Origin of the sequence: Cyanobium sp. Candia 9D4 (genome assembly GCF_024346155.1) — a bacterium.
Taxonomy (GTDB): Bacteria; Cyanobacteriota; Cyanobacteriia; order PCC-6307; family Cyanobiaceae; genus Cyanobium; species Cyanobium minutissimum.
This window is the reverse complement of sequence record NZ_JAGQCK010000001.1, coordinates 123,355-146,250: the sequence shown is the minus strand read 5'-3', so window position 1 is coordinate 146,250 and position 22,896 is coordinate 123,355. Positions and strand designations below refer to the sequence as shown.

Genomic DNA, 22,896 nt, shown 5'->3' with positions numbered 1-22,896 from the left:
AGCCTGGAGGCCCATCCTCCCCTCCATGACGGCCGCCAACACCTGCAGCAAGAGCTACGGCGGCTTCCCCTGCTGCCATCGCCAGTGGCGCCACCCGGGCCATTGCCGTTTCGTGCACGGCTACAGCCGCAGCTTCACCTTCTGGTTCGCCGCCCACCACCTCGACGTCCACGGCTTCGTGGTCGATTTCTCCAGCCTCCAGCCCCTGCGGTCCCGCCTCGAGCAGCAGTTCGACCACACCTTCCTGGTCAACCACGACGACCCCCTGCTGGCCCAGTGGCAGGACCTGCATGACCAGGGCGCCCTCGACCTGCGGGTGATGGCCAACGTGGGCATGGAGGCCAGCGCCGAGCTGGCCTGGGGCTGGGCCAACGAACTGCTCCACCCCCGCGACGGCGGCCGCAGCTGCTGCTGGCGCGTCGAGGCCCGCGAGAACGAGGCCAACGCCGCCCGCTTCACCGCCATCCCCGAGTGGTTCGAGGCGGGCACCGCCAAGGCCCCTGCCACCCCGGAGCCCTGGCCGGCGCCGTGATCCTCACCCGTCTGGCCACCGCCTGGGCCCTGTTCCAGGGGCTGCTGATCGAGGCGCTGCCCTTCCTGCTGATCGGCGTGCTGATCTCCGCCGGCGCCCGCTGGTTCGCCCCGGGGGGGCGCTGGCTGCGGCGGCTGCCCTCCCACCCCCTGCTGGGGCCCCTCACCGGCGCCGCCCTCGGTTTCGCCCTGCCCGCCTGCGAATGCGGCAACGTGCCGGTGGCCCGCCGCATGCTCAGCGGTGGCGCGCCCCTCGGCGCCGGCCTCGGCTTCCTGTTCGCCGCCCCCGTGCTCAACCCGATCGTGATCGCCAGCACCTGGGCCGCCTTCCCCGACCAGCCCTGGCTGCTGCTGGCCCGGCCCCTCGGCGCCGTTGTCGTGGCCGTGGGCCTGGCCCTGCTGCTGGGGCTGGTGGGCGAGCCCCAGCTGCTCCATGCCGACCTGCTGGCCGAACGGCGCCTGCACCAGCCCCTGGCGGCGGTGGGGCTGCTGGAGCGCTCCAGCGGCCTGGTGGGGGCCCCACCACCCTCGGCCCTCAGCGCCGAGACCGCCCCAGTCCGGCCGCCCCTGGCCGAGCTGATGAAGCACGCCAGCCAGGAGTTCCTCTACCTGGCCCTGCTGCTGGTGATGGGCAGCGTCATCGCCGCCCTGGTGCAGTCCTTCGTGCCCCGCAGCTGGCTGCTGGCGGTGGGCGGCGCCCCCACCCTCTCGATCCTGGCCCTGATGCTGCTGGCCCTGGTGGTGTCGGTGTGCTCGAGCGTGGATGCGTTCCTGGCCCTCAGCTTCGCCGCCCAGGTCACCCCCGGGGCCCTGCTCGCCTTCCTGCTCCTGGGCCCGGTGATCGACCTCAAGCTGGTGAGCCTGCTCGGGCTGCTGTTCCGCCCCCGCGGCCTGGTGCTCACCACCGCCGGGGCCGCCCTGATGGTGCTCCTGATCGGCCAGTGGGTGAACCTGTGGCGCCTGTGACTCCCCCCCTCCTGCAGCGGGCCGCCCTCTGGCGCGCCGCCAGCCTCGGCCTCTGGGCCCTGGTGCTGCTCGTCAGCAGCGTCGACGGCCGCCTCGACCTCCTCCTGCGGGCCGTCTTCCACCCCCTGGTGGCCCTGGCCGGCCTGCTGCTGCTGCTCGTCGCCCTGCTGCAGCTGCGCCTCGCCTTCGGGCCCGGCCGGCAGGAGCGGGGCGACCGGCGCCAGGCCCGCACCCTGCTGCTCACCGCCGCCATCGCCCTGCTGGTGCTGCTGCTGCCGCCGGCCCCCTCCTTCGCCGACCTGGCCGGCCAGCGCCCCCGCGACGAGACCGCCGAAAGCGAGCTCAGCTTCGTGCTGCCGCCCGCCCAGCGCAGCCTCACCGACTGGGTGCGGCTGCTGCGCAGCCAGCCCGATCCCAGGCTGTTCGCCGGCGATCCGGTGCGCATCAGCGGCTTCGTGCTGCCGATGGAGGGCGAGCCGCCCCAGCTGGCCCGGTTGCTGGTGCGCTGCTGCCTGGCCGATGCCTCCCCGGTGGGTCTGCCCGTCCACTGGCCCGCCGGCCAGGCCCCCTTCCCCGCCGACCAGTGGCTGGCCATCGACGGGGTGATGGGCCTCAGGCCCGCCCCCGGCGGCGGCGAGCGGCTGGAGGTGGTTCCCAGCCGCATCCGGCCGATCCCCCGGCCCGCCCGGCCCCTGGAACCATGAGCCCGCTCTCCCGCCTCCCCAGGGCCGGCCCCCTGCCGCTCACCCTGGCCCTGGCCGCTCTGCTGGCCCTCGTCCAGCAGCAGTTGCTGCTGCGCCAGCCGCCCCGGCTCGAGCGGCTCACGCCGGTGGCCGCCAGCTCCGGGCCGGCCGCCCTGCAGGCCCGCTTCAGCCGGCCCATGGACCCGGCCAGCCTCCAGGCCGCCAGCACCCTCAACCCGCCCCTGGCCCACCGCTGGCTCGGTGACGGCGACACCCTGCTGCTCAACCTCTCCCCCGACCAGCGGATCCGCTCCCCCCTGCAGCTGGAGCTGGCCGGCCGCGATCGCCGCGGCCTGGCCCTGCCCCCCCAGCGCTGGCAGTGGGATCCGCGCCCCCGGCTGCTGGCGGTGGTGCCGGTGGCCAGCGGCGAGCAGTTGCAGGTGCGGGAGCACGACGGCCGCTGGCGGCCGATCTCGCCGGTCTGGCCGCGCATCACCATGGTCGAACCGCTCGGCGGTGGCGAGGCCGTGGCCGTGGTGTCGCGCTCCGAGTCCGGCCGCTTCCGGGTCTGGCGGCTGCCGCTGCGCCAGCAGCCCCTGCGCCCCCTGGGCCGCGGGCGCCCGGCGGCGCCGGCCCCCGTCCAGGCCGGTGCCCCCGAACCCATCGGCGCCGGCGAGATGGTCTTCGCCCATATCAGCGGCAACCGCCGCGGCGATCTGCTGGTGCAGGCCGGCGGTGAGCAGCCCGACCAGGTGAGCATCAGCCTCTGGCCCGCCCGGGGCGGCCCGCGGGTGCTGCCGCTGGAGGCCAGTGGCGCCGTGCGCCTGCTGCCCGAGGGGGGCGCCCTGGTGGTGCCCGAGATCGATGGCCTCAGCCTGCGGGACCTGCCCCCCCGGCCGGAGCGCCGCCAGACCCTGCCCGGCAGCCGCGACCTGAGCAGCTTCTGTCCCCGGGCGGGGCGGGCCCTGCTGGTGCGCCACTGGCCCGATTTCCGCCGCTCCCTGGAGCTGGTGGAGCCGGGCGTGGCCCCGCGCCAGCTCTGGATCGGCCCCCAGGCCCTGGCAGCCACGGCCTGCAGCCGCGGCGGCGAGCGGATCTGGGCCCTGCTGATCGAAGGGGTGGGCCGCCCCGCCCTCACCCTGGTGACCCTCGACCGGCGCGGCACCGTGCTGGCCTCGCGGCGCCTGGTCGGCTGGGAGCTCGAACCGGGCACCGGCCTCAGCTACGACCCCACCAGCGACCGGCTGGCGCTGGTGCTCCGGCCCCTGGGGGAGCTGCGCGGGGGACCCCCGGCGCCCCCCCGGGCGGTGCTGATCGAGGCCTCCAGCCTCACCCTCCAGCCCCTGCCGCAGGAGGCCCTCCAGGCCATCTGGCTGCCGGCAGGGTAGAAACGGAACCATGCAGGCCCCCTCCGTCCCCGAGCTCCCGCCGCGCCAGGCCTCCCTGCTGGCGGAACTGCGCGATGCCGACGGCGAACTGAGCGGCCAGGACCTCCATGCCCGGCTGCGGGGCGGCCCCTCCGCCATGGGGCTGGCCACCGTCTACCGCCACCTGCGCCAGCTGCAGCAGCGGGGGCTGGTGCGCTGCCGCCACCTGCCCAGCGGCGAAGCCCTCTACGCCCCGACGGAGCGGGACGAGCACCACCTCACCTGCGTCGACTGCGGCACCACGATGGTGCTGCCCCACTGCCCGGTGCACGGCCTGCACCTGCCGGAGGAGGACCTGGGCGACTTCCTGCCTCCCTATCACACCCTGGAATTCTTCGGGCTGTGCGGCCGCTGCCGGGGCACCAGGTCCTGAGGCCTGGCCCTCAGGATCTGAGGCTGTCGCGGTGCAGCACCGCCATCACCTCGAGGATCTGGCTGCAGCGCTCAGGCGGCACGCTGATCAGTTCCCCCAGCCGCTGCAGCATCGCCTGCTCCACCGGCTTGAAGCTGCGGTTGGTGTGCACCAGCAGGGCCGCCATCGCATAGGCCGTCTCCTGCTGAGGGGCGGTCAGCACCGGCGCGGCCTCCGCCAGCAGCTGTTCCCAGCCGCCACTGCTCAGGCGCCCCAGCAGCCCCTCGAACATCGCCCCCATGGCCGCCTCGCCGAGGTTGGCGTAGGGCGAGCGCACCTCCAGGAGCTGGCGCAGCATGGCGGCCTCGTCGCCATCAAGGGCACCATCGCAGGCCACCGCGGCCAGGGCGATGGCGGCGAAGGCTTCGCTGGGGTTCATGGGCCAGGTTCGGAGACCGCCATTCCAGCAGCCGCGGCGGCGTGGCTGGGGGGAGCGCGCCGGCAGAATCACCACAGCGGTTCCCCTTCCGGCCATGACCAGCACGAAACTGGACGCCCCGACCCAGGAGGCGGCGACCGAGGCGGCGAAGGAGGCCCGGCCGATCGCCGTGCCGGTGACGATCCTCACGGGCTTCCTCGGGGCGGGCAAGACCACCCTGCTCAACCACATCCTCAGCAACCAGGAGGGTCTCAAGACCGCCGTGCTGGTCAATGAGTTCGGGGAGATCGGCATCGACAACGAGCTGATCGTGGCCACCGGCGACGACATGGTGGAGCTGAGCAACGGCTGCATCTGCTGTTCGATCAACGGCGAGCTGCTGGAGGCCGTCTACCGGGTGCTGGAGCGCCCCGAACCCGTCGACTACCTGGTGGTGGAGACCACCGGCCTGGCCGATCCGCTGCCCGTGGCCATGACCTTCCTCGGCAGCGACCTGCGCGACCTCACCCGGCTCGATTCGATCATCACCCTGGTGGACGCGGAGAACTTCGGTCCCGAGACGCTGCAGGGGGAGGTGGGCCGCTCCCAGATCGTCTACGGCGACATGATCCTGCTCAACAAGTGCGACCTCGTCAGCGAGGAGCGGCTGGAGCAGCTGGAGGCCGAACTGCGGGCGATCAAGAGCGAGGCCCGCATCCTGCGCTCGGTGAAGGGCGAGGTGCCCCTGCCCCTGCTGCTGAGCGTGGGCCTGTTCGAGAGCGACAGGGTGGTGGCCCAGCAGCAGGCTCCGGCCGCCGCCGACCACCACGACCATGGGCACGACCATGGGGGCCATCACGGCCATGACCATGGGGCCGAAGACCACAGCGACTGCGACCACGACCACGGCCACTGCGAGCACGAGCCGGCGGCGGCGGGCCATCACCACGACCACGGCCATCACCACGGCCACGATCACGCCCATGACCATGGCGGCCATGCCGACCATCAGGCCATCGAGGGGTTCACCTCCCTGTCCTTCAGCAGCGACGGCCCCCTTTCCCTGCGCAAGTTCCAGAACTTCCTCGACAACCAGATGCCGGCGGGGGTCTTCCGGGCCAAGGGGATCCTCTGGTTCAACGAAAGCGAGCGCCGCCACGTGTTCCACCTGGCGGGCAAACGCTTCTCCATCGACGACAGCGACTGGCCGGGGGAACGCAAGAACCAGCTGGTGCTGATCGGCAAGGACCTCGACCACAAGCGCCTGCGGCAACAGCTCCAGGCCTGCGTGGCCGGCGAGGCGGGCAAGGGCTTCGGCTGATCGGCCGCCCCCGGCCCGTTGTGCTGCATCCACTACGGAACCACCGGCCGGCGCCGCTAGGGTGACGGTCTACGTAGCACTCCCATGACCGAGTTCCTCCTGATGACGGGCGTGCTCGCCCTTCTCGGTCTGGTGCTGTGGATGGCGATGGATTCCGACGACGACAACGGCGGCGGCGGCCTGATGCAGCCCGCCCTGATCCCGGTGCGCCGCTCCAACACCTACTGAGCGCTCACCGCGAAAAGGGGCTGAGCGCCGCAAGGGCGCTTCAGAGGTAAGCATTGTTACGCGGCGTCGCGTCGTTTGTTCCGACCACCCCTGGTGAGCCCTCATAGGGTCCGGGCAGACATCCGTTTGCCCAGATGCCCACGTCCAGGTTCCTCCGCCGTCGCCTCCTGCTGCCTGTCGGCGGATCCGCGGCCCTGGCCGCAGCCCTGCTCGCCGTCTTCGGCGGTGGATCGCTGCCGGCCATCGGTCAGTCGCAGCCCAAGGCTCCCGCCGTCGCCCAGGCCGGCACCACCATCGGGGTCTACTCCGGCCGCCACTACAACACCGACAAGGAGCTCTACCGCCAGTTCACCGCCCGCACCGGCATCAGGGTGAACGTGCTGGAAGCCAAGGACGACGCCCTGCTGGAACGCCTCAAGAGCGAGGGCAAGAACAGCCCCGCCGATGTGCTCGTTCTGGTCGATGCCGCCCGCCTCGACGCCGCCACCGACCAGGGCCTGTTCCGCCCCACCCGTTCGGCCGCCCTGCAGCGGGATGTGCCCGCCAACCTGCGGGATTCCCAGGGTCGCTGGTATGGCCTCACCCGCCGGGTGCGGGCCGTGGTGGTCAACCCGAAGCTGGTGAATCCGGCGACGATCCGCACCTACGCCGATCTGGCCAGGCCGGCCCTCAAGGGCAAGCTCTGCCTGCGGGATCGCAAGAGCCCCTACAACCAGTCCCTGGTGGCCAGCCGCATGATCCTCAACGGTGATGCCGCCACCCGCACCTGGATCCGCGGCATGGTGGCCAACGTCAGCCAGCCCTTCTTCACCTCCGACACCCCCCTGGCCCGGGCCGTTGCCCGTGGTGAGTGCGGCGTCGGGGTGGTGAACACCTACTACATCGCCCGCATGCTCTCCGGGGAAGGCGGCGCCCAGGACAAGCAGCTGGCCGAACGGTTGAAGGTGGTCTACCTCAATCCCTCCCACGTCAACATCACCGGCGCCGGCGTCACCCGCCACGCCAGGAATCCCCAGGCGGCGATCCGGCTGATCGAGTTCCTGGCCTCCCCCACCGGCGGCCGCGGCTACGCCGAAGCCAACAACGAATACCCCCTCAAGGGCTTCGGTGACAACCCGATCCTGAAGCGCTTCGGCACCTTCCGGGCCGATGGGGTCTCGGTGGAGCAGATCGGCTCCAGGAGCAGGGCGGCCACCCAGATGATGGAATCGAACGGCTGGAAGTAGGACACCGGATGGCGAGCGCGGCAACGGCGGAGCGGGCACCGGCCCCCCGGACAGCTCCGCCGATGCGGCGGGCCTCCCTCGCGGCGGCCGTGCTGCTGGTCTGCGCCCTGGCGCTGCTGCCGTTCCTGGCCCTGGCCGGCTTCGCGGTGCGCGATGCCGGCTCCGGCGGCCTCTGGCTGGGGGCCGAAGGTCTGGAGCAGCTGAGCAACACCCTGGTGCTCGTGGTGGGCGTCGGCCTGACCGGCGCCCTGCTCGGCACCGCCAACGGCTGGCTCACCGCCTGCTGCCAGTTCCCCGGTCGCCGCTGGCTGCGGCTGGCCCAGGTGCTGCCCCTGGCGGCTCCGGCCTTCGTGCTCGCCGCCGTGCTGGTCGACCTCGGCAGCCGCTGGGGTTTTCGCGTCCATGGCATCGGCTGGGCCCTGCTGCTGCTCAGCCTCACCACCTACAGCTATGTCTTCCTGCTCTCCACCGAGAGCTTCTCCGGCAGTGGCCAGCGCCAGCTGGAGGCCTGCCGCAGCCTGGGGGTGGGCCCCTGGGGCAGCTTCCGGCGGGTCGCCCTGCCCCTGGCGCTGCCGTCGATCGGCGCCGGTGTGGCCCTCAGCGGCATGGAGGTGGTCAATGAGCTCGGCGCCGTGGAGCTGCTGGGGGTGCCCACCCTGTCGCGGGGGATCCTGCAGCGCTGGCAGGCGGAGGGTGACCTGCCGGGGGCCGTGGGGCTGGCCCTGATCGCCCTGGTGCTGGTCAGCCTGCTGGTGGGGGCCGAACGCTGGATGCGCCAGCGCAGCCGCCGCTGGAACCTGGGGCAGGGGGACGCCGGCACGCTGCAGTGGCCGCTGCGGGGCTGGCGCCGCCTGCTGGCCCAGCTGCTCACCCTGCTGCCCCCCCTGGTGAGCCTGGGGCTTCCCCTCACCTGGCTGGTGGCGAGCCGCGATCACCTGCAGAGCGATCCACTCGAGGACCTGCTGGCCCTGACCCTGCGCAGCCTGGGGCTGGCCCTGGTCGCCGCCCTGGTCACCGTCGCGGGGGCCCTGGTGCTGGCCATCAGCCGCCGCTGGCTGGCCGACCGGCTGCTGGGCCGGCTCACCTTCTTCTCCGGCATGGGCTACGCCGTGCCCGGCACCGTGCTCGCCCTGGCCCTGATGCTGATCGGCGGGCCCCTGCAGCTCAGCCCCCTCCTCCTGCTGCTCTGGGGCTACGCCGACCGCTTTCTGGCCGTCTCCAAGCAGGGACTCGACGCCGCCTTCGAGCACATCCCCCCCAGCCTGGACGAATCCGCCACGAGCCTGGGCTGCGGCTGGCTGGCGGTGCTACGGCGCATCCACCTGCCGCTGCTGCGGGGTCCGCTGCTGGTGGGGGCACTGCTGGTCTTCGTCGATGTGGTGAAGGAGCTGCCCCTCACCTTCTCCCTGCGCCCCTTCGACTTCGACACCCTCTCGGTGCGTGTCTACCAGTACGCCAGCGACGAACGGGTGGGGGCGGCCCTGATTCCGGCGCTGCTGATCCTGGCGCTGGGACTGGCTGCCTCGATCGCCTTGATGCCAAGCCTCGAGCGCCAGGGGCGGGGCGACTGAAGCGCGGCGACTGAAGCAAGGCGACTGCAGCGGGGCGGCGGAGCTGGCGCCCATCCAAAGGGCCCCGGCAGAACCGGAGCCCGTCGTTGCTCCCAGAGGGATCTCAGTCGCGGCCGCAGCAGCACTTGCCGCCCTTCCATTTGGAGCATTTCTTCTGGCGGCAGCCCTTCTTCTTGGACTGGGGCTGGGGACCGCGGGTGGCGATCGGAGCGGGGACGTCGGGGAGGCTGCCGAGGGAGGGGGCCATGGGGGCGAAGGGAAGGGAAAGGGAGGAGAAAGAGAAAGGGGGGGCGTCAGGCCGCCAGGGGAGCGCCGTCCACCAGGGCCGGTGCCAGGCGCAGACCGGTCTCGCCGCTGGGGGCCTCGAGCAGGTCGGCGGCCCGGATGCGGGAGATCAGCCGGGTGGTGGTGACGCGGGTGGTGCCGATCAGCTCGCCGATGCGCTCATGGGTGAGGCGGAAGGGGAGATCGCACCAGGGGCCGCAGCGGCGCCCCAGCCGGCGCACCAGCAGGGAGAGCAGGGCATGGAGCCGCTGCTCGGCGCTGCCGAGGTGGCGGATGCGCAGCAGCTGCAGGGTCCACTCGTTGACCGGATCGAAGCCGTGGCCTTCGAGGGGCTCGGCATCGCTGCGGAAGCAGAGGGGGGTGAGGGCCTCGACGCAGACGCCCTCGCTGCAGAGGCGGTCGGTGCGGAGCTGGTCACCGGACTGGAGGAAGGCCAGGGTCATGCCCTCGGTCTCCTCACAGGGGCAGTAGACGCGGGCGATGCCGTCGAGGACCTCAAGGCAGGAACCGCCGGGACGGGGGGTGGGGTCAAGCAGGACCGTCTGACCGGCGGGCATGCGCACGGCACTGGCGGGATCGTCGGGGAGGAAGCGGTAGCGCATCGGGCGAAGCGAGGGGCCTTATTGCGAATGGCTCTCAACCTAGACGCCCCACCGTCACTTTTGCAAGCGATTCTCAATAGCAGCTGGTGATTGCGAAGCGGGGCGGGTTCCAGGCACCCCCGCCCGTCGCCATCGATGCCCGGGGCAGTGCCCGAAACGGCGGCTGCCGCGCCGAGGGTCTGCAGCCTGGAGGGATCCCTTCGCTTCAGCCCCCATGCTCCGCATCCGTGGCGACCGCTCCAGCCTGCTGGCGGCCCTGGCGGCCCACTGGGCCGATCAGCAGCTGCAACTGCCGCTGCTCGGCTCCGGCGCCCCCCTCAGCCCTGCTCCTCAGCCGCGCAGGCCGGACAGAGGGCCCGCACGTTGAGGACGCACTCCAGCAGCCGGAAGCCAAAGGCCCCGGCCGCCGCCTCGCCGGCGGCCAGCACGGCTCCGCTCTCGAACTCCTCGGTGCGGCCGCAGCGGACACAGACCAGATGGTGATGGTCGCGGTGGGCGTCGCCGGCCAGCTCGAAGCGGCGCCCCCCCTCCGGCAGCTCCAGCTCCTGCAGCAGCCCCATCGAACTCAGCAGCCGCAGGGTGCGGTAGACGGTGGCCAGCGACACCCGCTCCTGGCTGCGCACCAGGCGCAGATGCACCTCCTCAGCGCTCAGGTGGCTGCCCTCGCCGATCCGCTCGAACAGATCCAGCACCCGCTGACGCTGGGGCGTGAGCCGCTGGCCCCGGTCGTTCAGGGTGGTGCGCAGGCTGCGGGGCTGGGCCAGACCGGTGGGGGGAGTGTTCACCACGCGATCCCAGACCCTCGCAACACTAGGGCCTATTGAGAAGGGCTGTCTGGCGTCGGTGTGCAGGCCGACGTCGCCCCCCTGGCCGAGGCCCCCCGGGCCAGGCTGCCGTCCAGGCTGACCAGGGCAGCCCCCAGCAGATCGGTGAGCGTGACGATCAGGCGGTAGCTGAGGGCCACCGCCAGCAGCGGCGCCTCCGGCAGGGCCACCCCCATCCGCAGCAGCAGCACCGCCTCGAACACCCCCAAGCCCCCCGGCGCCCCCGGCACCACCAGGCCGGCGGTCCAGGCCAGGGCGAATCCCGCCAGCCAGACGCCGGCATCGCTGGCCAGCGGCAGGTCGAAGGCCTGGATGCAGCAGCAGAAGCCGGCAAAGCGCAGCAGCACGAAGGCCATCTCCGCCAGCAGCGGCGGCCAGGGATAGCCCCGCAGCCAGGTGGACCGCTCCGGCGGCGACTCCTGCCTGAGTTCCTCCTCCAGGCCCAGGTCCCGGGCCCGGCGCCGCTCCAGCCGCACCAGGAGGGGATCGAGCCAGCGGGGCAGCAGCAGGGCCAGGGGCAGCAGGCACACCAGGCCCAGCCCGCCCTGAAAGCCGCCGAGGGGCACCAGTGCCAGCGCCGCCACCGCCGCCACCAGGGGATCGAGCAGCACCGCCACCAGGGCCATGGTGGTGCTGAGCGGGGCGGCCAAGGGGGCGCCCTCGCTGCGCAGCCGCTGCACCCGCGAAGCCAGATGCCAGATCCCACCGGGCAGGAACTTGCGCAGGTTGGTGGCCACGTGCAGTTCCACCACCGCGGCCCAGTCGGGCCGCAGCCCCAGCCAGCGCAGCACCACGCCCCAGGCCACACCGTTGACCACCAGGCTCAGCAGGCTCACGCCGACCCCCAGCAGCAGCCATAGCCAGCCCTGGCCATCGAGCCGCAGCTGCACCAGCTGGCGACCGTGGCTGAGCAGGGCGGCCATCACGAAACCGATGCTGCCCAGGGTGATCCAGGGGCGCAGGCCGCCGGGCAAGGCCGGCCAGTTGGCGGGCGAGGGCAGCCGGCGCCGCAGGACCCCGAGGCCGGTCCCCAGGCGTTGGCGCAGGGCCAGCAGGTGGCGGGACCAGGCGCTCATGGGGCTCCCCCGTCGGCGGCCAGGGCGCGGCGCACCTCGTCGCGCACCTCCTCGATCGAGCGTCCCAGGTGTGCGGCCAGCGCCACGAGGTCGGCGTGCTCCGCCTTGGCCCGCCGGCGGCCGTCCGGGAGGGTGGCCCACTTGATCCGCACCGGCCCCAGCCGGGTGGCCAGCGTCTCGCTCTGCCGCGGCAGGATCCAGCGGTCCTGCCGCTGCTCCCGCACCCCCAGGGTCGTGCCGTGGCGCCACCACACCCGGCGCAGCCGGGGCCCCAGCTCCGGAGGCATCAGGGCCGTCATCAGGGTGCCGGTGCGGCCCTTCTTCATCGCCACCGGCTGGCTGAACACCTCCAAGGCCCCCTCGAGGCGCAGGGCCTCGGCCAGGTAGGCCAGGTCCTCGGCCGTGGCGTCGTCGATCTGGGCCTGCTGCTGCAGCAGGGCTTCGCGCACCTCGCCCCCCTCGCTGCCCCCCTGGATGGCCCCCTCCGCACCCGCCTCCCCCACGGGCCGGGCCAGCGTGAGGCGGAGCAGGTTGGCCCGATCCAGCTGGCGGCTGCCCAGACCCACCCCCACCCGCAACGGCAGGGCCGCGGGGGAGGGGCCGAAACGGTCGGCCCAGCAGGCCGCCAGGGCCATCCCGGTGGGGGTGGTGAGCTCGCCGGCGGGGAAGTCCTCGCTGGAGGCCAGCGGCAGCCCCCGGGAGCGGGCGATCTCCAGCACCGCCGGGGCGGGCAGGGGCAGGGCCCCGTGGGCGGTGACGACGCGGCCATGGCCCGCCGGCGGCACGCCGCAGACGAGATGGTCCACCTCCAGATGGAGCAGGCCAGCGCAGACACCGACGATGTCCACCAAGGCATCGATCGCCCCCACCTCATGGAACGCCACGGCCTCGGCGGCATGGCCGTGGACCGCCGCCTCCGCCTCCGCCAGCAGGCCGAACACCGCCAGCACCTTCTGCTGCAGCGCCGGTTCCAGGGGGGCGGCCTGGAGCTGGCCACGCAACGCCCCCCAGGGGCGATGGTGCGGCTGGGGCTCGGTGGCCTCCACCTCCAGATGCAGTCCCCGCAGCCCGGCGCTGCGGCGCTCCTCGATCCGCAGCCGGTAGCGGCCCTCCAACCCCAGGGCGGCCAGGGGAGCCGTGATGATCTCCTCGGGCACCCCGAGGTCCAGCAGGGCCGCCAGCAGCATGTTGCCGGCCAGGCCGGTGGGGCAATCCAGCAGGGCCAGGGTCATGAAGGGGACCGGCGTCCGAACCGGGGGGCCGCCGCCAGCAGCCGCTCGGCCTCGGCTTCGATCTCGGCGCGGCGCGCACGCAGGGCCTGCTCCACCTCGCGCCGGGCCCGGCGCTGCTCCAACCGGGCCATCTCGGCGTCGAAGCCGGAGAGGCCCCAGAGCCGGCCCAGCAGGGCCCGGTCGTCGTCGCCGCCGACGCTGTCGCCGTAGACCAGGGTCTCGGCCACCATGCCGGCCTGCAGCACCCGGCTCCAGCGGCGCAGGTCCTCGGCGGAGAGCTTCACGCTCTCGGGCAGGGCGAATTCGGTGCAGCCGCCGCTGTCGACGCCGGCCCGCAGACAGGCCAGGCTGCCCACCAGCACCCGCCGCACCGCCAGGCCGTCGCTGTCCGCCGCCAGGGCGTGGCCGGCCTCATGCACGGCGATGCGGCGCAGGCGCCCCTGGCCTCCCGGCAGGGCTTCGGCCAGCAGATGGCCGCCCCGTCCACCGAAGCGGGCCGCGTCCACGGTGAGGGAGCCCAGGCCCAGGACCACCAGCAGGCTGATCCACCAGGGGGAGAGTCCGACGAGGGGGCCGGCCACGGCGGCCAGACTCACCAGCAGCACCACGACCCCGGCCGTGAAGGCACCGCTGGTCATCTCAGCGGCCCTGTCGGGTCACGGCCCGCCCATGGCCCTTCGGTTTGGCCGGGCCGCCCTTGTCCGCCCCGGGGCGGCGGGCGCGGCCGCCGCGGTTGCCCCGCTGGGCTACCGGGCCGATCACCTCGAAGCGCTCGACGGCGAGCTGCTGGCCCTGGCGGCGCAGATCGAGGGCGACGAAATGGCGCAGGTGCTCCAGGGGAATCTCCCCCCGCAGCTGGAGCTTGAACGGCACCGGACGGTTGCCGTCGGGGCGGGGCTGCTGGCGCACCTTGATCACCAGATCCCCGGTCTCGGGGCGGGTGAAGATCAGCTCGCCACGGATGGAGAAATAGTCGTCGCCCTCGGGGAGCTGGTCGGCGTCAGAAGGCCCCTCGGCGGTGGCAGGGGTCGCCTCGGCTTCGGGCCCATCGGCCTGGGGCGCATCGACGTCACTCGCGGCGGCGGCGCTCGCCGCGGCGTCAGGCCCTGGCGCCGAGAGGGTGCTGGGTTCCCACACCCCCACCATCTGCAGGTGGAGCTGGTTCTCCTCCCGGGAGCGGGGGTAGACGACCCACAGATGGGGGGTCTCCAGGTCGAGGTGGCGGCGCATCAGGGTGAGCAGGCGGCCGAGCACCACCGCTTCGATCTCGGTGCCTTCGGCCGTGCGGATCACCCCCCGGGTGAGCTGGGCCGGATCGGCCGGCACGTAGGACCCGCGCACCACTCCGATGGCCCGGTACTGGAGCGGCTCGGTGACCGGGGAAATGGGATGCTGGCGCATGGTGGAAGGAAAAACCCCGTGGCGGTACCTGGACTGGCCCGGGTCAATGTAAGCAGCAGCGGAAGCGCGATGCCCAGGCCAGACTCGGTCGCGACCCCGAGCCCACACCGTCAACGGATGCCCTCCCCGAACCGAAGCCTGAGCGGCCTCTGGTCGCTGCTGGCCGTCAGCCTGGTCGGGATCCTGGCCCTCGGGGGGGGCTGGTGGCTGGGGCATCGCCAGTCGGCGACGCAGGCCAGCGCCGACCCGAAGCGGACCCTGCTGACCAAGGAGGCCACCCGCCTGCGGCTGCGGCTCGATGCCGATGAGGCCACCCCGGCCGACCGTCAGCGGCTGCTGGAACTGCTGGTCGCCCTGGACCGCAAGGGGGAGGCCATCGGCCTGCTGGAGCCCATGGCCGACCGGGAGCCCGAGCGCTGGTCCCTGCGGCTGATGCTGGCCGAGCTGCGTCGGGACCAGGGCGACCGCAGCGGCGCCGAACGGGAGCTGCGCCAGATCCTCAACCTGCGCCCCACCCAGGTGGAGGCCCTGCAGCTGCTCAGCCTGCTGAACCTGGAACAGGGTCGCGGCGCCGCCGCCGAGGCCCGCGTCAAGGCGGCCTACGGGATGGCGATCAGACCCGACGTGAGGCCGGAGGCCCTCGGCATCGGCCTGCTGCTGGCGGAACTGCAGCTCAAGCGCAATCAGGCGGCAACGGCGGCGGCCACCTATCTGCAGCTGGCCAACCTGTTCCCCCAGGACCAGCGCCCCCTGCTGGGTCTGGCGATGCTGCGCCACGAACAGGGGGATACCAAGGGGGCCCAGGAAGCCCTGGCCCAGGCACGGCTGCGAAGCCCGGATCCCGACAAGCCGGATCCGAGGCTGGACAAACTGGCGGCCAGCTGGGGCCTGGAGCCGCTCAGATCCCCTTCAGCTGCCCGGCCGACCCCGCCGGTGCCGGCTTCGGCGCCTGGGCGTCGAACTCCCTGAGGGCCTGATCGATGGCGGAGCTGGGGGGGGTGGCGTCCTCGAGGGCGGTGCTGCGCTTCAGCTTGTTCATCAGGTCGAGGGGATTGGTGCTGTCGAGGATCGATCCGCTGCCGGACCCCGACTTGCTCGGCCCGTAGTCGTAGAGCTGGCGCTCCTGGATGCTGGTGCCCAGGGTCTGGCCGTAGCCGGCCTGCTGGGCTCGGGCCTCTCCGACCATCAGCAGGGCGAGGGCCCCGGCGCCGACGGCACACACACGTTGGGAGAACGAAGGGATCATGGCTCCTGCCGGCGGAGGGTCAAAGCACCGAGGCCTCCATGATAAGGGCCCCAACCGGTTCCCCGTCCCGTCGCCATGGCCCTGCGGATCGCCACCTGGAACGTCAACTCGGTGCGCACCCGGCTCGATCAGGTCTGCGCCTGGCTCCAGGCCGAGGCCCCCGACGTGCTCTGCCTGCAGGAGACCAAGGTGGCCGATGACCTGTTTCCCCACACCGCCTTCGAGGCCCTGGGCTACCGGGCGGTGATCAGCGGTCAGAAGGCCTACAACGGTGTGGCGATCCTCAGTCGGCAGCCGATCGAGGATGTGCGGGTGGGCTTCGCCGCGCTCCTCCCGGACGATCCGGCGGCCGTGGAGCTCGGTGAGCAGAAACGGGTGATCAGCGCCTGGATCGAGGGGGTGCGGGTGCTGAACCTCTACGTGCCCAACGGCTCGGCCCTGACCTCTCAGAAGTACCCCTACAAGTTGGAATGGCTGGCCTGCCTGCGGCGCTACCTGGAGGCCCAGGACGCTCAGGGGGAACCCCTGGCCATGGTGGGGGACTTCAACATCGCCCTGGAGGCCCGTGACATCCACGACCCGGAGCGCCTCAGCGGCGGGATCATGGCCAGCGATCCGGAGCGCCAGGCCCTGAGGGACGCCCTGGGGGACCGGCTGGAGGACGTGTTCCGTGTCTTCGAACCGGATGCCGGGCACTGGAGCTGGTGGGACTACCGCACCGGCGCCTGGGACCGGGACACGGGCTGGCGCATCGACCACATCTATCTATCCGAGGAGCTGCTGGCCTGCGCCACGGCCTGCGTGATCCACCGGGACCAGCGGGGCAACGAGCAGCCCAGCGACCACGCGCCGGTGACGGTGCGCCTGGCCTGGCCGCCCGACCCGGCGGAGGACGGGGACGGCGAGGGGGACGACGCCGGGGGGTGGTGAAGGGAGCTGGTGGGGGGGCTCTGGCCCTCAGTCCAGAAACGCCGCCAGCTCCAGGTCCGGGCGCCGCACCAGGGCGAACAGGGTGCCGTTCTGGCCGCGGCTCACCCGCAGCTCGTCATCCAGCACGGTGACATCGAGCCAGGCGGCAAAACTCTGCCGCACCTGCCGGAACAGCTCCAGCCGCTGATCGCCGAACCGGGGCCCCCTCCAGCCGCCGCGCTCGAAGCGCACCGACACCCGCTGGTGGGGGACCTCGGAGGCCACGGCAATGCTGGCCTGCACGGCGATCCCCGCCAGGGGCCCCAGGGGCCCGGCCGGCCGCAGCAGGTTGAGGGCACGGCCGCCGGCCGGATCGAGCAGCTGGAGATTCTCCAGCCAGGGCCTGACCGCCAGATAGGGCTGGGAACTGCTGCTCCAGCGCAGCTCCCAGACGCCCGCCAGCTGGGCGGCCTGGGACCTGAGATCGGCGGGCTGCAGGAGCTCCAGCCGCCCGATCAGGGCCTCGATGCGCCGGGCGGCGCTGGGGGCAGCGCCGGGGGATCCGGCCCGCAGCAACCCCAGCAGTTCCTGGCGGCAGGCCGGGGCCTCGCCGGCGGCAGCGGTCGGGCCATCGGGGGTGGCAGGGGGAGCCTGGGTCACTGCTCTCACCCGCGGCACGGGGCGCATCAGGATTCATGCTGCCAGGCGTCGACGGCCATCGGATACCGTGTCGCCCGGCCCGCTCGCCGAACCGACCCCACCGCTGACCCCGTGACGCTGACCACCGTCGATGTGACCCTGGTCGGGGCGGGGATCATGGGCGCCACCCTCGGCACCCTGCTACGGCAGCTGCAGCCAGACCTGCGCCTGCTGCTCGTCGAGGGCCTCCCCCGGGAGGCCCAGGAGAGTTCCAGCGCCTGGAACAACGCCGGCACCGGCCACGCCGGGAACTGCGAGCTCAACTACACGCCGATGGCGGCGGACGGCTCGATCAGCCTGGCCAAGGCGCTCGACATCAACGAAGCCTTCGATCTCTCGCGCCAGTTCTGGACCCATCTGGTGCGGGACGGGGCCCTGGGCTCCCCCGGGGCCTTCATCCAGGGTGTCCCCCACATGAGCTTCGTGCTGGGGGAGGAGCGGCGGGCCTACCTGCGGGAGCGCCACCGGCGGATGGCGGCCCACCACTGCTACGCGGGGATGGCCTACAGCGAAGACCATGCCCAGGTGGCGGAGTGGGCACCGCTGCTGATCGAAGGACGGGATCCGGCCCAGGCGATCGGCGCCACCCACATCGCCGCCGGCACCGACGTGAACTTCGGAGCCCTCACCAGCCAGCTGCTGGATCACCTGCGGGCCAGCGGGGCCTTTGAGGCGCGGTTCTCCACGGCGGTGCAGTCGCTGCGGCGGCGGCCGGAGGGTGGCTGGCGCCTGGAGACCCGCGACCGGACCACCGGGGAGACCCGGCTGATCGATACGGGCACCGTGTTTCTGGGGGCCGGCGGCGGCGCCCTCACCCTGCTGCAGAAATCGGGGATCCCGGAAGTGCGCGGCTACGGCGGCTTTCCCGTCAGCGGCCTGTGGCTGCGCTGCGGCGACCCCGCCCTGGCCAGCCGCCACCACGCCAAGGTCTACGGGATGGCCGCCGCCGGCTCACCGCCGATGTCGGTGCCCCACCTCGACACGCGTCTTGTCGACGGCCGTCAGTGGATCCTGTTCGGGCCCTACGCGGGCTTCTCCAGCAAGTTCCTCAAGAGCGGCTCCCTCTGCGACTGGCCCCGCTCCCTGCGGGCCGGCAATCTCCTGCCGCTGCTGGCGGTGGCGCGGGACAACCTGCCCCTGACCGAATACCTGATCGGCCAGGTGTTCGCCAGCGCCGAGGAGCGCTTCGCCGCCCTGCGCGACTTCTATCCCGACGCCCGCCCCTCCGACTGGACCCTGGCGGTGGCCGGCCAGCGGGTGCAGATCATCAAGGCCGATGCCAGACGCGGCGGGGTGCTTCAGTTCGGCACCGAGGTGGTGCATGCCGCCGACACCTCCCTGGTGGCCGTGCTGGGGGCCTCCCCCGGCGCTTCGGCCGCGGTGGCGATCTGCCTCGAGATCCTCCACTCCTGCTTCCGCGAGACGCTGCCCGACGGCTGGCAGGCCACCCTGAAGCGGATGCTGCCCTCCTACGGCGCCTCGATCCGCGACGATGCCGACCTCTGCCGGCGGATCCGCAGCGAGAGCGCCGAGGTGCTGGGGCTGGCGGCGCCGGCCAGCTGAGCCGTGCCCCCAGGTTGTACAGGCCTGCAGCTCGGTGGGCCGCTGTTGGGCGGTGCGGCCATCCAGGCTGGGAGCCGGGCTTGGCCTGAGGGGGTTCAGAAACTGAGCTTCAGGCCCCCGCCGTAGCTGAGCTGGGAGCCGGTGGAGAAGATTTCATAGCCCACGCTGGCGTAGAGCGAGGCGTTCTTTGCCACCTTCAGATCAACCCCCGCATCGACCGTGACGGTGTTGGTGCCGCGGTTCTCCCCTTGCGTCGGAAAGGAGCCAGCCGCCGGTGCCCCCGTGAAGGAGGCCGTCACTGACGTGTTGCTCCTGTTGGCCGCCAGGACATCCACCTGGTAAGCCACGGCCAACCGTGGGGTGAGGGCCACCGTGTCCGCCCTGTTCAGGGACATCGGAGCCGTGGTCAACTCCGCCCCGATGGTTCCCAACAGGCTGTCGGAGGTATGACCCTGGACGTTCATGGTCAGGACACCACGGTCCGATTCCTGGAAGCCGCCCTGCTGATAACGGCCCCAGGCCACACCGAGCAGGGGCTTGAGGACGATGGCCGTCCTTGCCTTGGGCCCGGTGAGCGGAATCAGCACATCGGCGTTCAGGGCCAGGGTGAGGCCATTGGCGCTGGGGTTGGCGGCGATGGGTGATCCGGAGCCGATGAAGGAGAGACGGCGGCTGCCGTCGAGTTGGAAACCGCTGTAGCCGAACAGGCCGCGCAGCGTCCAGGCCGGTGATGGCCTGTACACGCCATAAAGGCTGCCGCTGTTGACCTTCGATGACACCGACCCGTTGGACCGGGCCATGGCGCTGAGGTTGGAGGTGCCGTAGCCGTAGGCGGCCCCCAGGGTGAAGCGGTCGTTCGGCTGGTACTCGATGCCGTAGGCGCTGGAGAAGATTCCGGCGTCATAGGAGTCGAGTCCGTCCTGGCCCCGGACGGAGCTGGTGGCGTTGGCCCCCAGGGCAAAGATGCAGAAGGGGTGTCGGCCCCGCCTGTTCGCGCTGCTGCCGGAGGTGTTCACCACCCAGCCCGTGGTGCGGCAATGGCCGGCCTGGGCCAGCAGCAGCTCGCGCTGACGCTTGAGCGTGTTGAGGCCCACGCTCTGGAAGGCGGCATAGGGCTCCGGGGAGAGGGACGCCACGGCCGCGGTGAGCTGGTTGCCGGTGGGGAGCGTCAGCAGTTGGCTGGTGGCCAGCAGGAGATCGGGGGAGAGGCCCGCAGCGGCGGCCTGGCCGGTGCTGAAGCCGCTGGTGCCGATCGGAAGTCCGGTGTTGTTGGCGTTGCTGGCGCTGCTGATGGCCAGCGACTGGAAGACGCGGTCGAAGACCCCTGCGGCGGCCAGTTGGTTGGTCCGGCCCTGGCCAAGAAGCTGCAGAGCCGAGGCCGTGGCGCCGATCCCGTTGCGCGGTCGCCACTGGACATCAAAGGTGCGGGGGTTGCCATCGGCCTCCTGGATCAGGGTGGTGCCGTAGCGCAGCAGGGCGCTGGTGATGCCAAAGGTGTTCAGAGTCAGGCTGTTGAACGTGGCGAAGTTCGTGCTCGCTGGTGCCGAGAGGATCGTGTAATCCAGCGATGGCCAGGGCATGCCACCGCCATGGGGCACGAGATAGGCCGTTCCCGTGAAATGGGTGACCTGGCCGGTGACATTGATGCGGTCGCTCTGGGGGCCTTGAAGTTCGGCCACGATGGCGCCGCCGTTGAGGCTCAGACCGCTGGCCGTGAGTGTGCCGATGGAGTTGCCGGGCGAAAGGATGGCACCGGGAATGAGGTTGGTCTGGGGCAGAAAGCCATTGCCGCCCACCAGACCACCGGATTGGATGTTCAGAGCCGAGGATGAGGCGATCGAGCCGTTGACATAGAGGTTGACGCCGGATTCGACTGTTGTTGGTCCTGTATAGGTGCTGCTTCCCCCAAGAGAAACGAAGCCCCCCTGGGATGAATTGGAAAAAACAAGATAACCCGGCCCACTGAAGACGCCGGTGAACAGTGACGGCATGCCATTGATGTCGATGGTGCCGCCGATCCCTGTGTTGAACGAACTGGTAAAGATGCCCGGCATGTCGACCACCATGGTGCCGCCGGCAAAGGTGGTGCTGTAGGGATTGCTGGCTGTGGCCGGTTTACCGGGAATGATGAAAGGAGGTGGAATCGGCGGAATGAAGGGTGGTGTGAACAGGAAATCGGATATCGTGATGGATGACAGTCCTGACACGCAGTCGATGCAGTCGACCTGAAAGCCGAAAATGTCATTGGCGAGAAAACTGTAGGAACCTGATCCAGACTGGCTCATCGGGCCAAAGGAATCGAAACCGGCGAAAGCCTCGAGAACCCCTTGATTAATGAAGCCCGGAGCGGAGAACAGGGGTCCAAAGGTATCTGTCGACGTGTAGCTCCACGCGAAGCTATAGGTACCTGCCTGGTTCGCTTGGATCGTATACTTTACATTCTGGTAGCTCGGAGTATCAGGGCCGTAATAGACCCAGAACGGCCCTGTCAGTTGAATGGAGCCAGGTGCCTGCGAGGGGTCAACGAAACCATTCGCCGGCACCATCTGACCCAGTACAGGGTCAAAGTAGGTGGAGTTCGTCAGCGTCCATTGGGATGGGGCGTAAGGGCCGGCGAACTGGGCCTTCGCGGGCGTGCTGCAAACAGCCAATAACCAAGCCAGCGCGATCCAGACCGCATCCCGATGTCTTTGCATCTATCGATGACCCAATGGCTTCGCAATCAGGAGGCAGAAGCCGATTAACTCCTGTCTTCAGTCTTGTGTGCCGGCACAGTCGTTGGCCTCCAAAAGCGATGCACATCTGCACACGTACTGCTGACTGATCTCCTTGAATTTGCGGTGTCGTTTCCAGACGCAACGGCATCAAACTCCCACCTGACCGCCCGTGGAACGTCCTGGCCCCGTCAGGCATCAGGACACGTCACCGGGTCCTTCTCGTGTCCACCAGAGGGGCAGCCACCCTTGGGTGGAGGGACTGGCCATGGACGGCGGATGGGGTCTTGGGACGGGTGGTGAACGCCCGACCCAAGACCGCCGACCCAATCCGCCGCTGGGCGGCCTGGAGACACGAAACCGTCAGGGCCGGCGCGGCGGCAGCAGCAGGCCGGCCCGCACGGACCACGGGGAGAGGGCGAACAGGCGCAGCATGGCCGCCAGGAGTTGCGGCACCGTCAGGGTGTTGGTCAGGAAGCCATACCACTGGGGGCCGCCCAGGGAGAAGAAGCTGGCGAAGAACTGGCGCAGCTCGGCTTCGGAGAAGCCCATCAGCTTGCCCAGCCCGAACTGGTAGAGGGCGTGCTTGCTGCGCAGCGCCGGGGGCCACAGGGCCTGCCAGCCCTCCCGGGCCAGCAGAGCCGAGGGGGCCGCGGGGTCGGCCATCGCCGCCGCCACCGCCGCCGCCACCGCCGGGGCCCGGCGCAGCAGGGCGCCCACCATGTAGCCCGAGGCCGGGTGCACCATCGACGCCGCCCCCCCGAAGCCCAGCACCGGCTGCTGCAGATCCGGCAGGGGCAGGTTCATCGGGAACAGGCAGAACTCCTCGTGCTCCACCGCCAGCACCTGCACGCCGCGGTGGGCCAGGCGCCGGTGCAGGCGCTCCCTGAGCACCTCGAAGGGGACCGGGGGGGCCAGGGCCAGGGAGGTCTCCTCGACGAAGAAGCGGCCCCCGCCCAGATCCATCGCATAGAGAAACGTGGGGGGGCCGGCCCGCTCCGCCTCCGAGAGGTGGTCGGCGCGGTAATCCATGAGCACGAACTGATCGGCCTGCACCGGCGGCGCCGAGAAGCGGCCGATGACGCCGTAGGCCGACTGGCCGGCCACCGGACCCCGGTCAGGCCGCCGCACCAGCACCGGCTGATGGCCGGTGGCATCCACCACCAGCCGCACCTGCAGCCGGCGCCCATCGGCAAGCTCCACCGCACTCAGCGGGCCGGAGGCCCCGCAGCCGCTGGCCAGCCCCTGGAGCAGCTCCACACCGCCGCGCCCGCAGGCCTCCAGCCAGTGCCGCTGCAGGGCCTCACGGTCGAACAGGCCGTAATCGCGGCCGTGGGCCGTGGGACGGTTGGCCGCCGATCCCGGGTCCGGATCACCGGCGCCGAAGTAGCTGACCGTGTCGCTCCAGCGGTGCTCCAGCAGGTGGCCCAGGCCCAGGGCGTCCACCTCGTCCCCCCAGATCCCGTAGGTGTTGGGCCAGGGGGCGCGCGGATCGTGGGGCGCCAGCAGCGTCACGGAGAGCCCCTCCTCCGCCAGGGCCGCCGCGATGCAGAGGGCGGCGGGGCCGCCACCGAGCACCAGCACGTCCCTCGCCATCTCGCCGGTACGGTGAGGGCTCATCC

General features: G+C 71.5%; 24 protein-coding genes. 12 read left to right on the top strand and 12 right to left on the bottom strand.

Annotated elements, in window-relative coordinates; translation table 11 throughout:
* The first annotated feature begins 25 nt into the window (after positions 1 to 25).
* From KBZ08_RS00710 to KBZ08_RS00690, 5 genes are read left to right on the top strand one after another with little or no spacing between them, the layout of a single operon-like run.
* A complete protein-coding gene (locus KBZ08_RS00710) occupies positions 26 to 532 on the top strand; it encodes a 6-carboxytetrahydropterin synthase (protein WP_254970581.1) in 507 nt (168 codons plus the stop codon).
* A complete protein-coding gene (locus KBZ08_RS00705; RefSeq protein ID WP_254970580.1) occupies positions 529 to 1,497 on the top strand; it encodes a permease in 969 nt (322 codons plus the stop codon). The genes KBZ08_RS00710 and KBZ08_RS00705 overlap by 4 nt, the downstream gene beginning before the upstream one ends.
* Entirely contained in the window at positions 1,494 to 2,201 is a 708-nt protein-coding gene (locus KBZ08_RS00700) for a TIGR03943 family putative permease subunit (RefSeq protein WP_254970579.1), read from the top strand. Before KBZ08_RS00705 ends, KBZ08_RS00700 begins: the two co-directional genes overlap by 4 nt.
* The gene (locus KBZ08_RS00695; RefSeq protein WP_254970578.1) at positions 2,198 to 3,568 is read left to right on the top strand and encodes a hypothetical protein; all 1,371 of its coding nucleotides are present in this window, start codon (positions 2,198 to 2,200) and stop codon (positions 3,566 to 3,568) included. Before KBZ08_RS00700 ends, KBZ08_RS00695 begins: the two co-directional genes overlap by 4 nt.
* Positions 3,569 to 3,578: 10 nt before the next feature.
* Positions 3,579 to 3,980 (top strand): Fur family transcriptional regulator, encoded by a 402-nt coding sequence (locus tag KBZ08_RS00690; RefSeq protein WP_254970576.1) that lies wholly within the window; start codon positions 3,579 to 3,581, stop codon positions 3,978 to 3,980.
* 10 nt (positions 3,981 to 3,990) lie between these two features.
* Here KBZ08_RS00690 and KBZ08_RS00685 read toward each other — a convergent pair whose 3' ends face one another.
* Positions 3,991 to 4,398 carry a tellurite resistance TerB family protein gene (locus tag KBZ08_RS00685; RefSeq protein ID WP_106221543.1) on the bottom strand — a complete coding sequence of 136 codons (408 nt, stop codon included), beginning with the start codon at positions 4,396 to 4,398 and terminating at the stop codon, positions 3,991 to 3,993.
* Between the two features lie 94 nt (positions 4,399 to 4,492).
* Here KBZ08_RS00685 and KBZ08_RS00680 point away from each other — a divergent pair, with 94 nt between their 5' ends.
* The 4 genes from KBZ08_RS00680 to KBZ08_RS00665 all read left to right on the top strand — a co-directional run bounded on the left by KBZ08_RS00680 (position 4,493) and on the right by KBZ08_RS00665 (position 8,723).
* Complete coding sequence (locus KBZ08_RS00680; protein ID WP_254970574.1) at positions 4,493 to 5,698, top strand: GTP-binding protein; 1,206 nt, start codon at positions 4,493 to 4,495, stop codon at positions 5,696 to 5,698.
* Between the two features lie 84 nt (positions 5,699 to 5,782).
* Positions 5,783 to 5,926, top strand: a complete 144-nt coding sequence (locus tag KBZ08_RS00675; RefSeq protein WP_181280134.1) for a hypothetical protein — start codon at positions 5,783 to 5,785, stop codon at positions 5,924 to 5,926.
* 134 nt (positions 5,927 to 6,060) lie between these two features.
* Positions 6,061 to 7,152: an extracellular solute-binding protein gene (locus KBZ08_RS00670; RefSeq protein WP_254970572.1), complete on the top strand. Its 1,092-nt coding sequence runs from the start codon at positions 6,061 to 6,063 to the stop codon at positions 7,150 to 7,152.
* 62 nt (positions 7,153 to 7,214) lie between these two features.
* Complete coding sequence (locus KBZ08_RS00665; protein ID WP_106221547.1) at positions 7,215 to 8,723, top strand: iron ABC transporter permease; 1,509 nt, start codon at positions 7,215 to 7,217, stop codon at positions 8,721 to 8,723.
* A 103-nt stretch (positions 8,724 to 8,826) separates the two neighbouring features.
* On the opposite strand, the gene KBZ08_RS00660 is transcribed toward KBZ08_RS00665, so the two are convergent.
* The 7 genes from KBZ08_RS00660 to KBZ08_RS00630 all read right to left on the bottom strand — a co-directional run bounded on the left by KBZ08_RS00660 (position 8,827) and on the right by KBZ08_RS00630 (position 14,143).
* Positions 8,827 to 8,970 carry a hypothetical protein gene (locus KBZ08_RS00660; RefSeq protein ID WP_254970569.1) on the bottom strand — a complete coding sequence of 48 codons (144 nt, stop codon included), beginning with the start codon at positions 8,968 to 8,970 and terminating at the stop codon, positions 8,827 to 8,829.
* A gap of 46 nt (positions 8,971 to 9,016) precedes the next feature.
* Positions 9,017 to 9,610 carry a Crp/Fnr family transcriptional regulator gene (locus KBZ08_RS00655; protein WP_159819071.1) on the bottom strand — a complete coding sequence of 198 codons (594 nt, stop codon included), beginning with the start codon at positions 9,608 to 9,610 and terminating at the stop codon, positions 9,017 to 9,019.
* A gap of 317 nt (positions 9,611 to 9,927) precedes the next feature.
* Entirely contained in the window at positions 9,928 to 10,395 is a 468-nt protein-coding gene (locus KBZ08_RS00650; protein WP_106220513.1) for a Fur family transcriptional regulator, read from the bottom strand.
* A gap of 32 nt (positions 10,396 to 10,427) precedes the next feature.
* Entirely contained in the window at positions 10,428 to 11,510 is a 1,083-nt protein-coding gene (locus KBZ08_RS00645) for a lysylphosphatidylglycerol synthase domain-containing protein (RefSeq protein ID WP_254970566.1), read from the bottom strand.
* Positions 11,507 to 12,742 (bottom strand): LarC family nickel insertion protein, encoded by a 1,236-nt coding sequence (locus tag KBZ08_RS00640; protein ID WP_254970564.1) that lies wholly within the window; start codon positions 12,740 to 12,742, stop codon positions 11,507 to 11,509. The genes KBZ08_RS00645 and KBZ08_RS00640 overlap by 4 nt, the downstream gene beginning before the upstream one ends.
* Positions 12,739 to 13,380, bottom strand: coding sequence for a hypothetical protein (locus tag KBZ08_RS00635; protein ID WP_254970563.1), 642 nt, complete (start codon positions 13,378 to 13,380; stop codon positions 12,739 to 12,741). Before KBZ08_RS00635 ends, KBZ08_RS00640 begins: the two co-directional genes overlap by 4 nt.
* A gap of 1 nt (position 13,381) precedes the next feature.
* A complete protein-coding gene (locus KBZ08_RS00630; RefSeq protein WP_254970561.1) occupies positions 13,382 to 14,143 on the bottom strand; it encodes a hypothetical protein in 762 nt (253 codons plus the stop codon).
* Between the two features lie 117 nt (positions 14,144 to 14,260).
* Here KBZ08_RS00630 and KBZ08_RS00625 point away from each other — a divergent pair, with 117 nt between their 5' ends.
* Positions 14,261 to 15,112, top strand: a complete 852-nt coding sequence (locus tag KBZ08_RS00625) for a lipopolysaccharide assembly protein LapB (protein WP_159817523.1) — start codon at positions 14,261 to 14,263, stop codon at positions 15,110 to 15,112.
* Here the strand turns inward: KBZ08_RS00625 and KBZ08_RS00620 are convergent.
* A complete protein-coding gene (locus KBZ08_RS00620; RefSeq protein WP_146134563.1) occupies positions 15,042 to 15,389 on the bottom strand; it encodes a hypothetical protein in 348 nt (115 codons plus the stop codon). The two genes, KBZ08_RS00625 and KBZ08_RS00620, sit on opposite strands and share 71 nt — an antisense overlap.
* 81 nt (positions 15,390 to 15,470) lie before the next feature.
* On the opposite strand from KBZ08_RS00620, the gene xth reads away from it, so the two are divergent.
* Positions 15,471 to 16,319 carry an exodeoxyribonuclease III gene (gene xth, locus KBZ08_RS00615; RefSeq protein WP_254971655.1) on the top strand — a complete coding sequence of 283 codons (849 nt, stop codon included), beginning with the start codon at positions 15,471 to 15,473 and terminating at the stop codon, positions 16,317 to 16,319.
* A gap of 27 nt (positions 16,320 to 16,346) precedes the next feature.
* Here xth and KBZ08_RS00610 read toward each other — a convergent pair whose 3' ends face one another.
* Complete coding sequence (locus KBZ08_RS00610; RefSeq protein ID WP_315861231.1) at positions 16,347 to 16,958, bottom strand: PAP/fibrillin family protein; 612 nt, start codon at positions 16,956 to 16,958, stop codon at positions 16,347 to 16,349.
* A gap of 111 nt (positions 16,959 to 17,069) precedes the next feature.
* Here KBZ08_RS00610 and mqo point away from each other — a divergent pair, with 111 nt between their 5' ends.
* On the top strand, positions 17,070 to 18,560 hold the full coding sequence (gene mqo, locus KBZ08_RS00605; protein WP_254970555.1) for a malate dehydrogenase (quinone): 1,491 nt from the start codon (positions 17,070 to 17,072) through the stop codon (positions 18,558 to 18,560).
* Between the two features lie 95 nt (positions 18,561 to 18,655).
* Here mqo and KBZ08_RS00600 read toward each other — a convergent pair whose 3' ends face one another.
* Complete coding sequence (locus tag KBZ08_RS00600; RefSeq protein ID WP_254970549.1) at positions 18,656 to 20,614, bottom strand: autotransporter outer membrane beta-barrel domain-containing protein; 1,959 nt, start codon at positions 20,612 to 20,614, stop codon at positions 18,656 to 18,658.
* Positions 20,615 to 21,637: 1,023 nt separating this feature from the next.
* Complete coding sequence (gene crtL / locus KBZ08_RS00595; RefSeq protein WP_254970547.1) at positions 21,638 to 22,894, bottom strand: lycopene beta cyclase; 1,257 nt, start codon at positions 22,892 to 22,894, stop codon at positions 21,638 to 21,640.
* Positions 22,895 to 22,896: the final 2 nt, after the last annotated feature.

Bases quoted from the DNA above. Each gene is read 5' to 3' on its own strand.
- KBZ08_RS00710 (WP_254970581.1), top strand. From the start codon at position 26: ATGACGGCCGCCAACACCTGCAGCAAGAGCTACGGCGGCTTCCCCTGC.
- KBZ08_RS00695 (WP_254970578.1), top strand. From the start codon at position 2,198: ATGAGCCCGCTCTCCCGCCTCCCCAGGGCCGGCCCCCTGCCGCTCACC.
- KBZ08_RS00645 (WP_254970566.1), bottom strand. From the start codon at position 11,510: ATGAGCGCCTGGTCCCGCCACCTGCTGGCCCTGCGCCAACGCCTGGGG.
- KBZ08_RS00665 (WP_106221547.1), top strand. From the start codon at position 7,215: ATGCGGCGGGCCTCCCTCGCGGCGGCCGTGCTGCTGGTCTGCGCCCTG.
- KBZ08_RS00660 (WP_254970569.1), bottom strand. From the start codon at position 8,970: ATGGCCCCCTCCCTCGGCAGCCTCCCCGACGTCCCCGCTCCGATCGCC.
- KBZ08_RS00625 (WP_159817523.1), top strand. From the start codon at position 14,261: ATGCCCTCCCCGAACCGAAGCCTGAGCGGCCTCTGGTCGCTGCTGGCC.
- KBZ08_RS00690 (WP_254970576.1), top strand. From the start codon at position 3,579: ATGCAGGCCCCCTCCGTCCCCGAGCTCCCGCCGCGCCAGGCCTCCCTG.
- KBZ08_RS00640 (WP_254970564.1), bottom strand. From the start codon at position 12,742: ATGACCCTGGCCCTGCTGGATTGCCCCACCGGCCTGGCCGGCAACATG.
- KBZ08_RS00670 (WP_254970572.1), top strand. From the start codon at position 6,061: ATGCCCACGTCCAGGTTCCTCCGCCGTCGCCTCCTGCTGCCTGTCGGC.
- KBZ08_RS00685 (WP_106221543.1), bottom strand. From the start codon at position 4,398: ATGAACCCCAGCGAAGCCTTCGCCGCCATCGCCCTGGCCGCGGTGGCC.
- KBZ08_RS00600 (WP_254970549.1), bottom strand. From the start codon at position 20,614: ATGCCGGGCATCTTTACCAGTTCGTTCAACACAGGGATCGGCGGCACC.
- KBZ08_RS00630 (WP_254970561.1), bottom strand. From the start codon at position 14,143: ATGCGCCAGCATCCCATTTCCCCGGTCACCGAGCCGCTCCAGTACCGG.
- KBZ08_RS00675 (WP_181280134.1), top strand. From the start codon at position 5,783: ATGACCGAGTTCCTCCTGATGACGGGCGTGCTCGCCCTTCTCGGTCTG.
- crtL (WP_254970547.1), bottom strand. From the start codon at position 22,894: ATGAGCCCTCACCGTACCGGCGAGATGGCGAGGGACGTGCTGGTGCTC.
- KBZ08_RS00655 (WP_159819071.1), bottom strand. From the start codon at position 9,610: ATGCGCTACCGCTTCCTCCCCGACGATCCCGCCAGTGCCGTGCGCATG.
- KBZ08_RS00680 (WP_254970574.1), top strand. From the start codon at position 4,493: ATGACCAGCACGAAACTGGACGCCCCGACCCAGGAGGCGGCGACCGAG.
- KBZ08_RS00620 (WP_146134563.1), bottom strand. From the start codon at position 15,389: ATGATCCCTTCGTTCTCCCAACGTGTGTGTGCCGTCGGCGCCGGGGCC.
- KBZ08_RS00635 (WP_254970563.1), bottom strand. From the start codon at position 13,380: ATGACCAGCGGTGCCTTCACGGCCGGGGTCGTGGTGCTGCTGGTGAGT.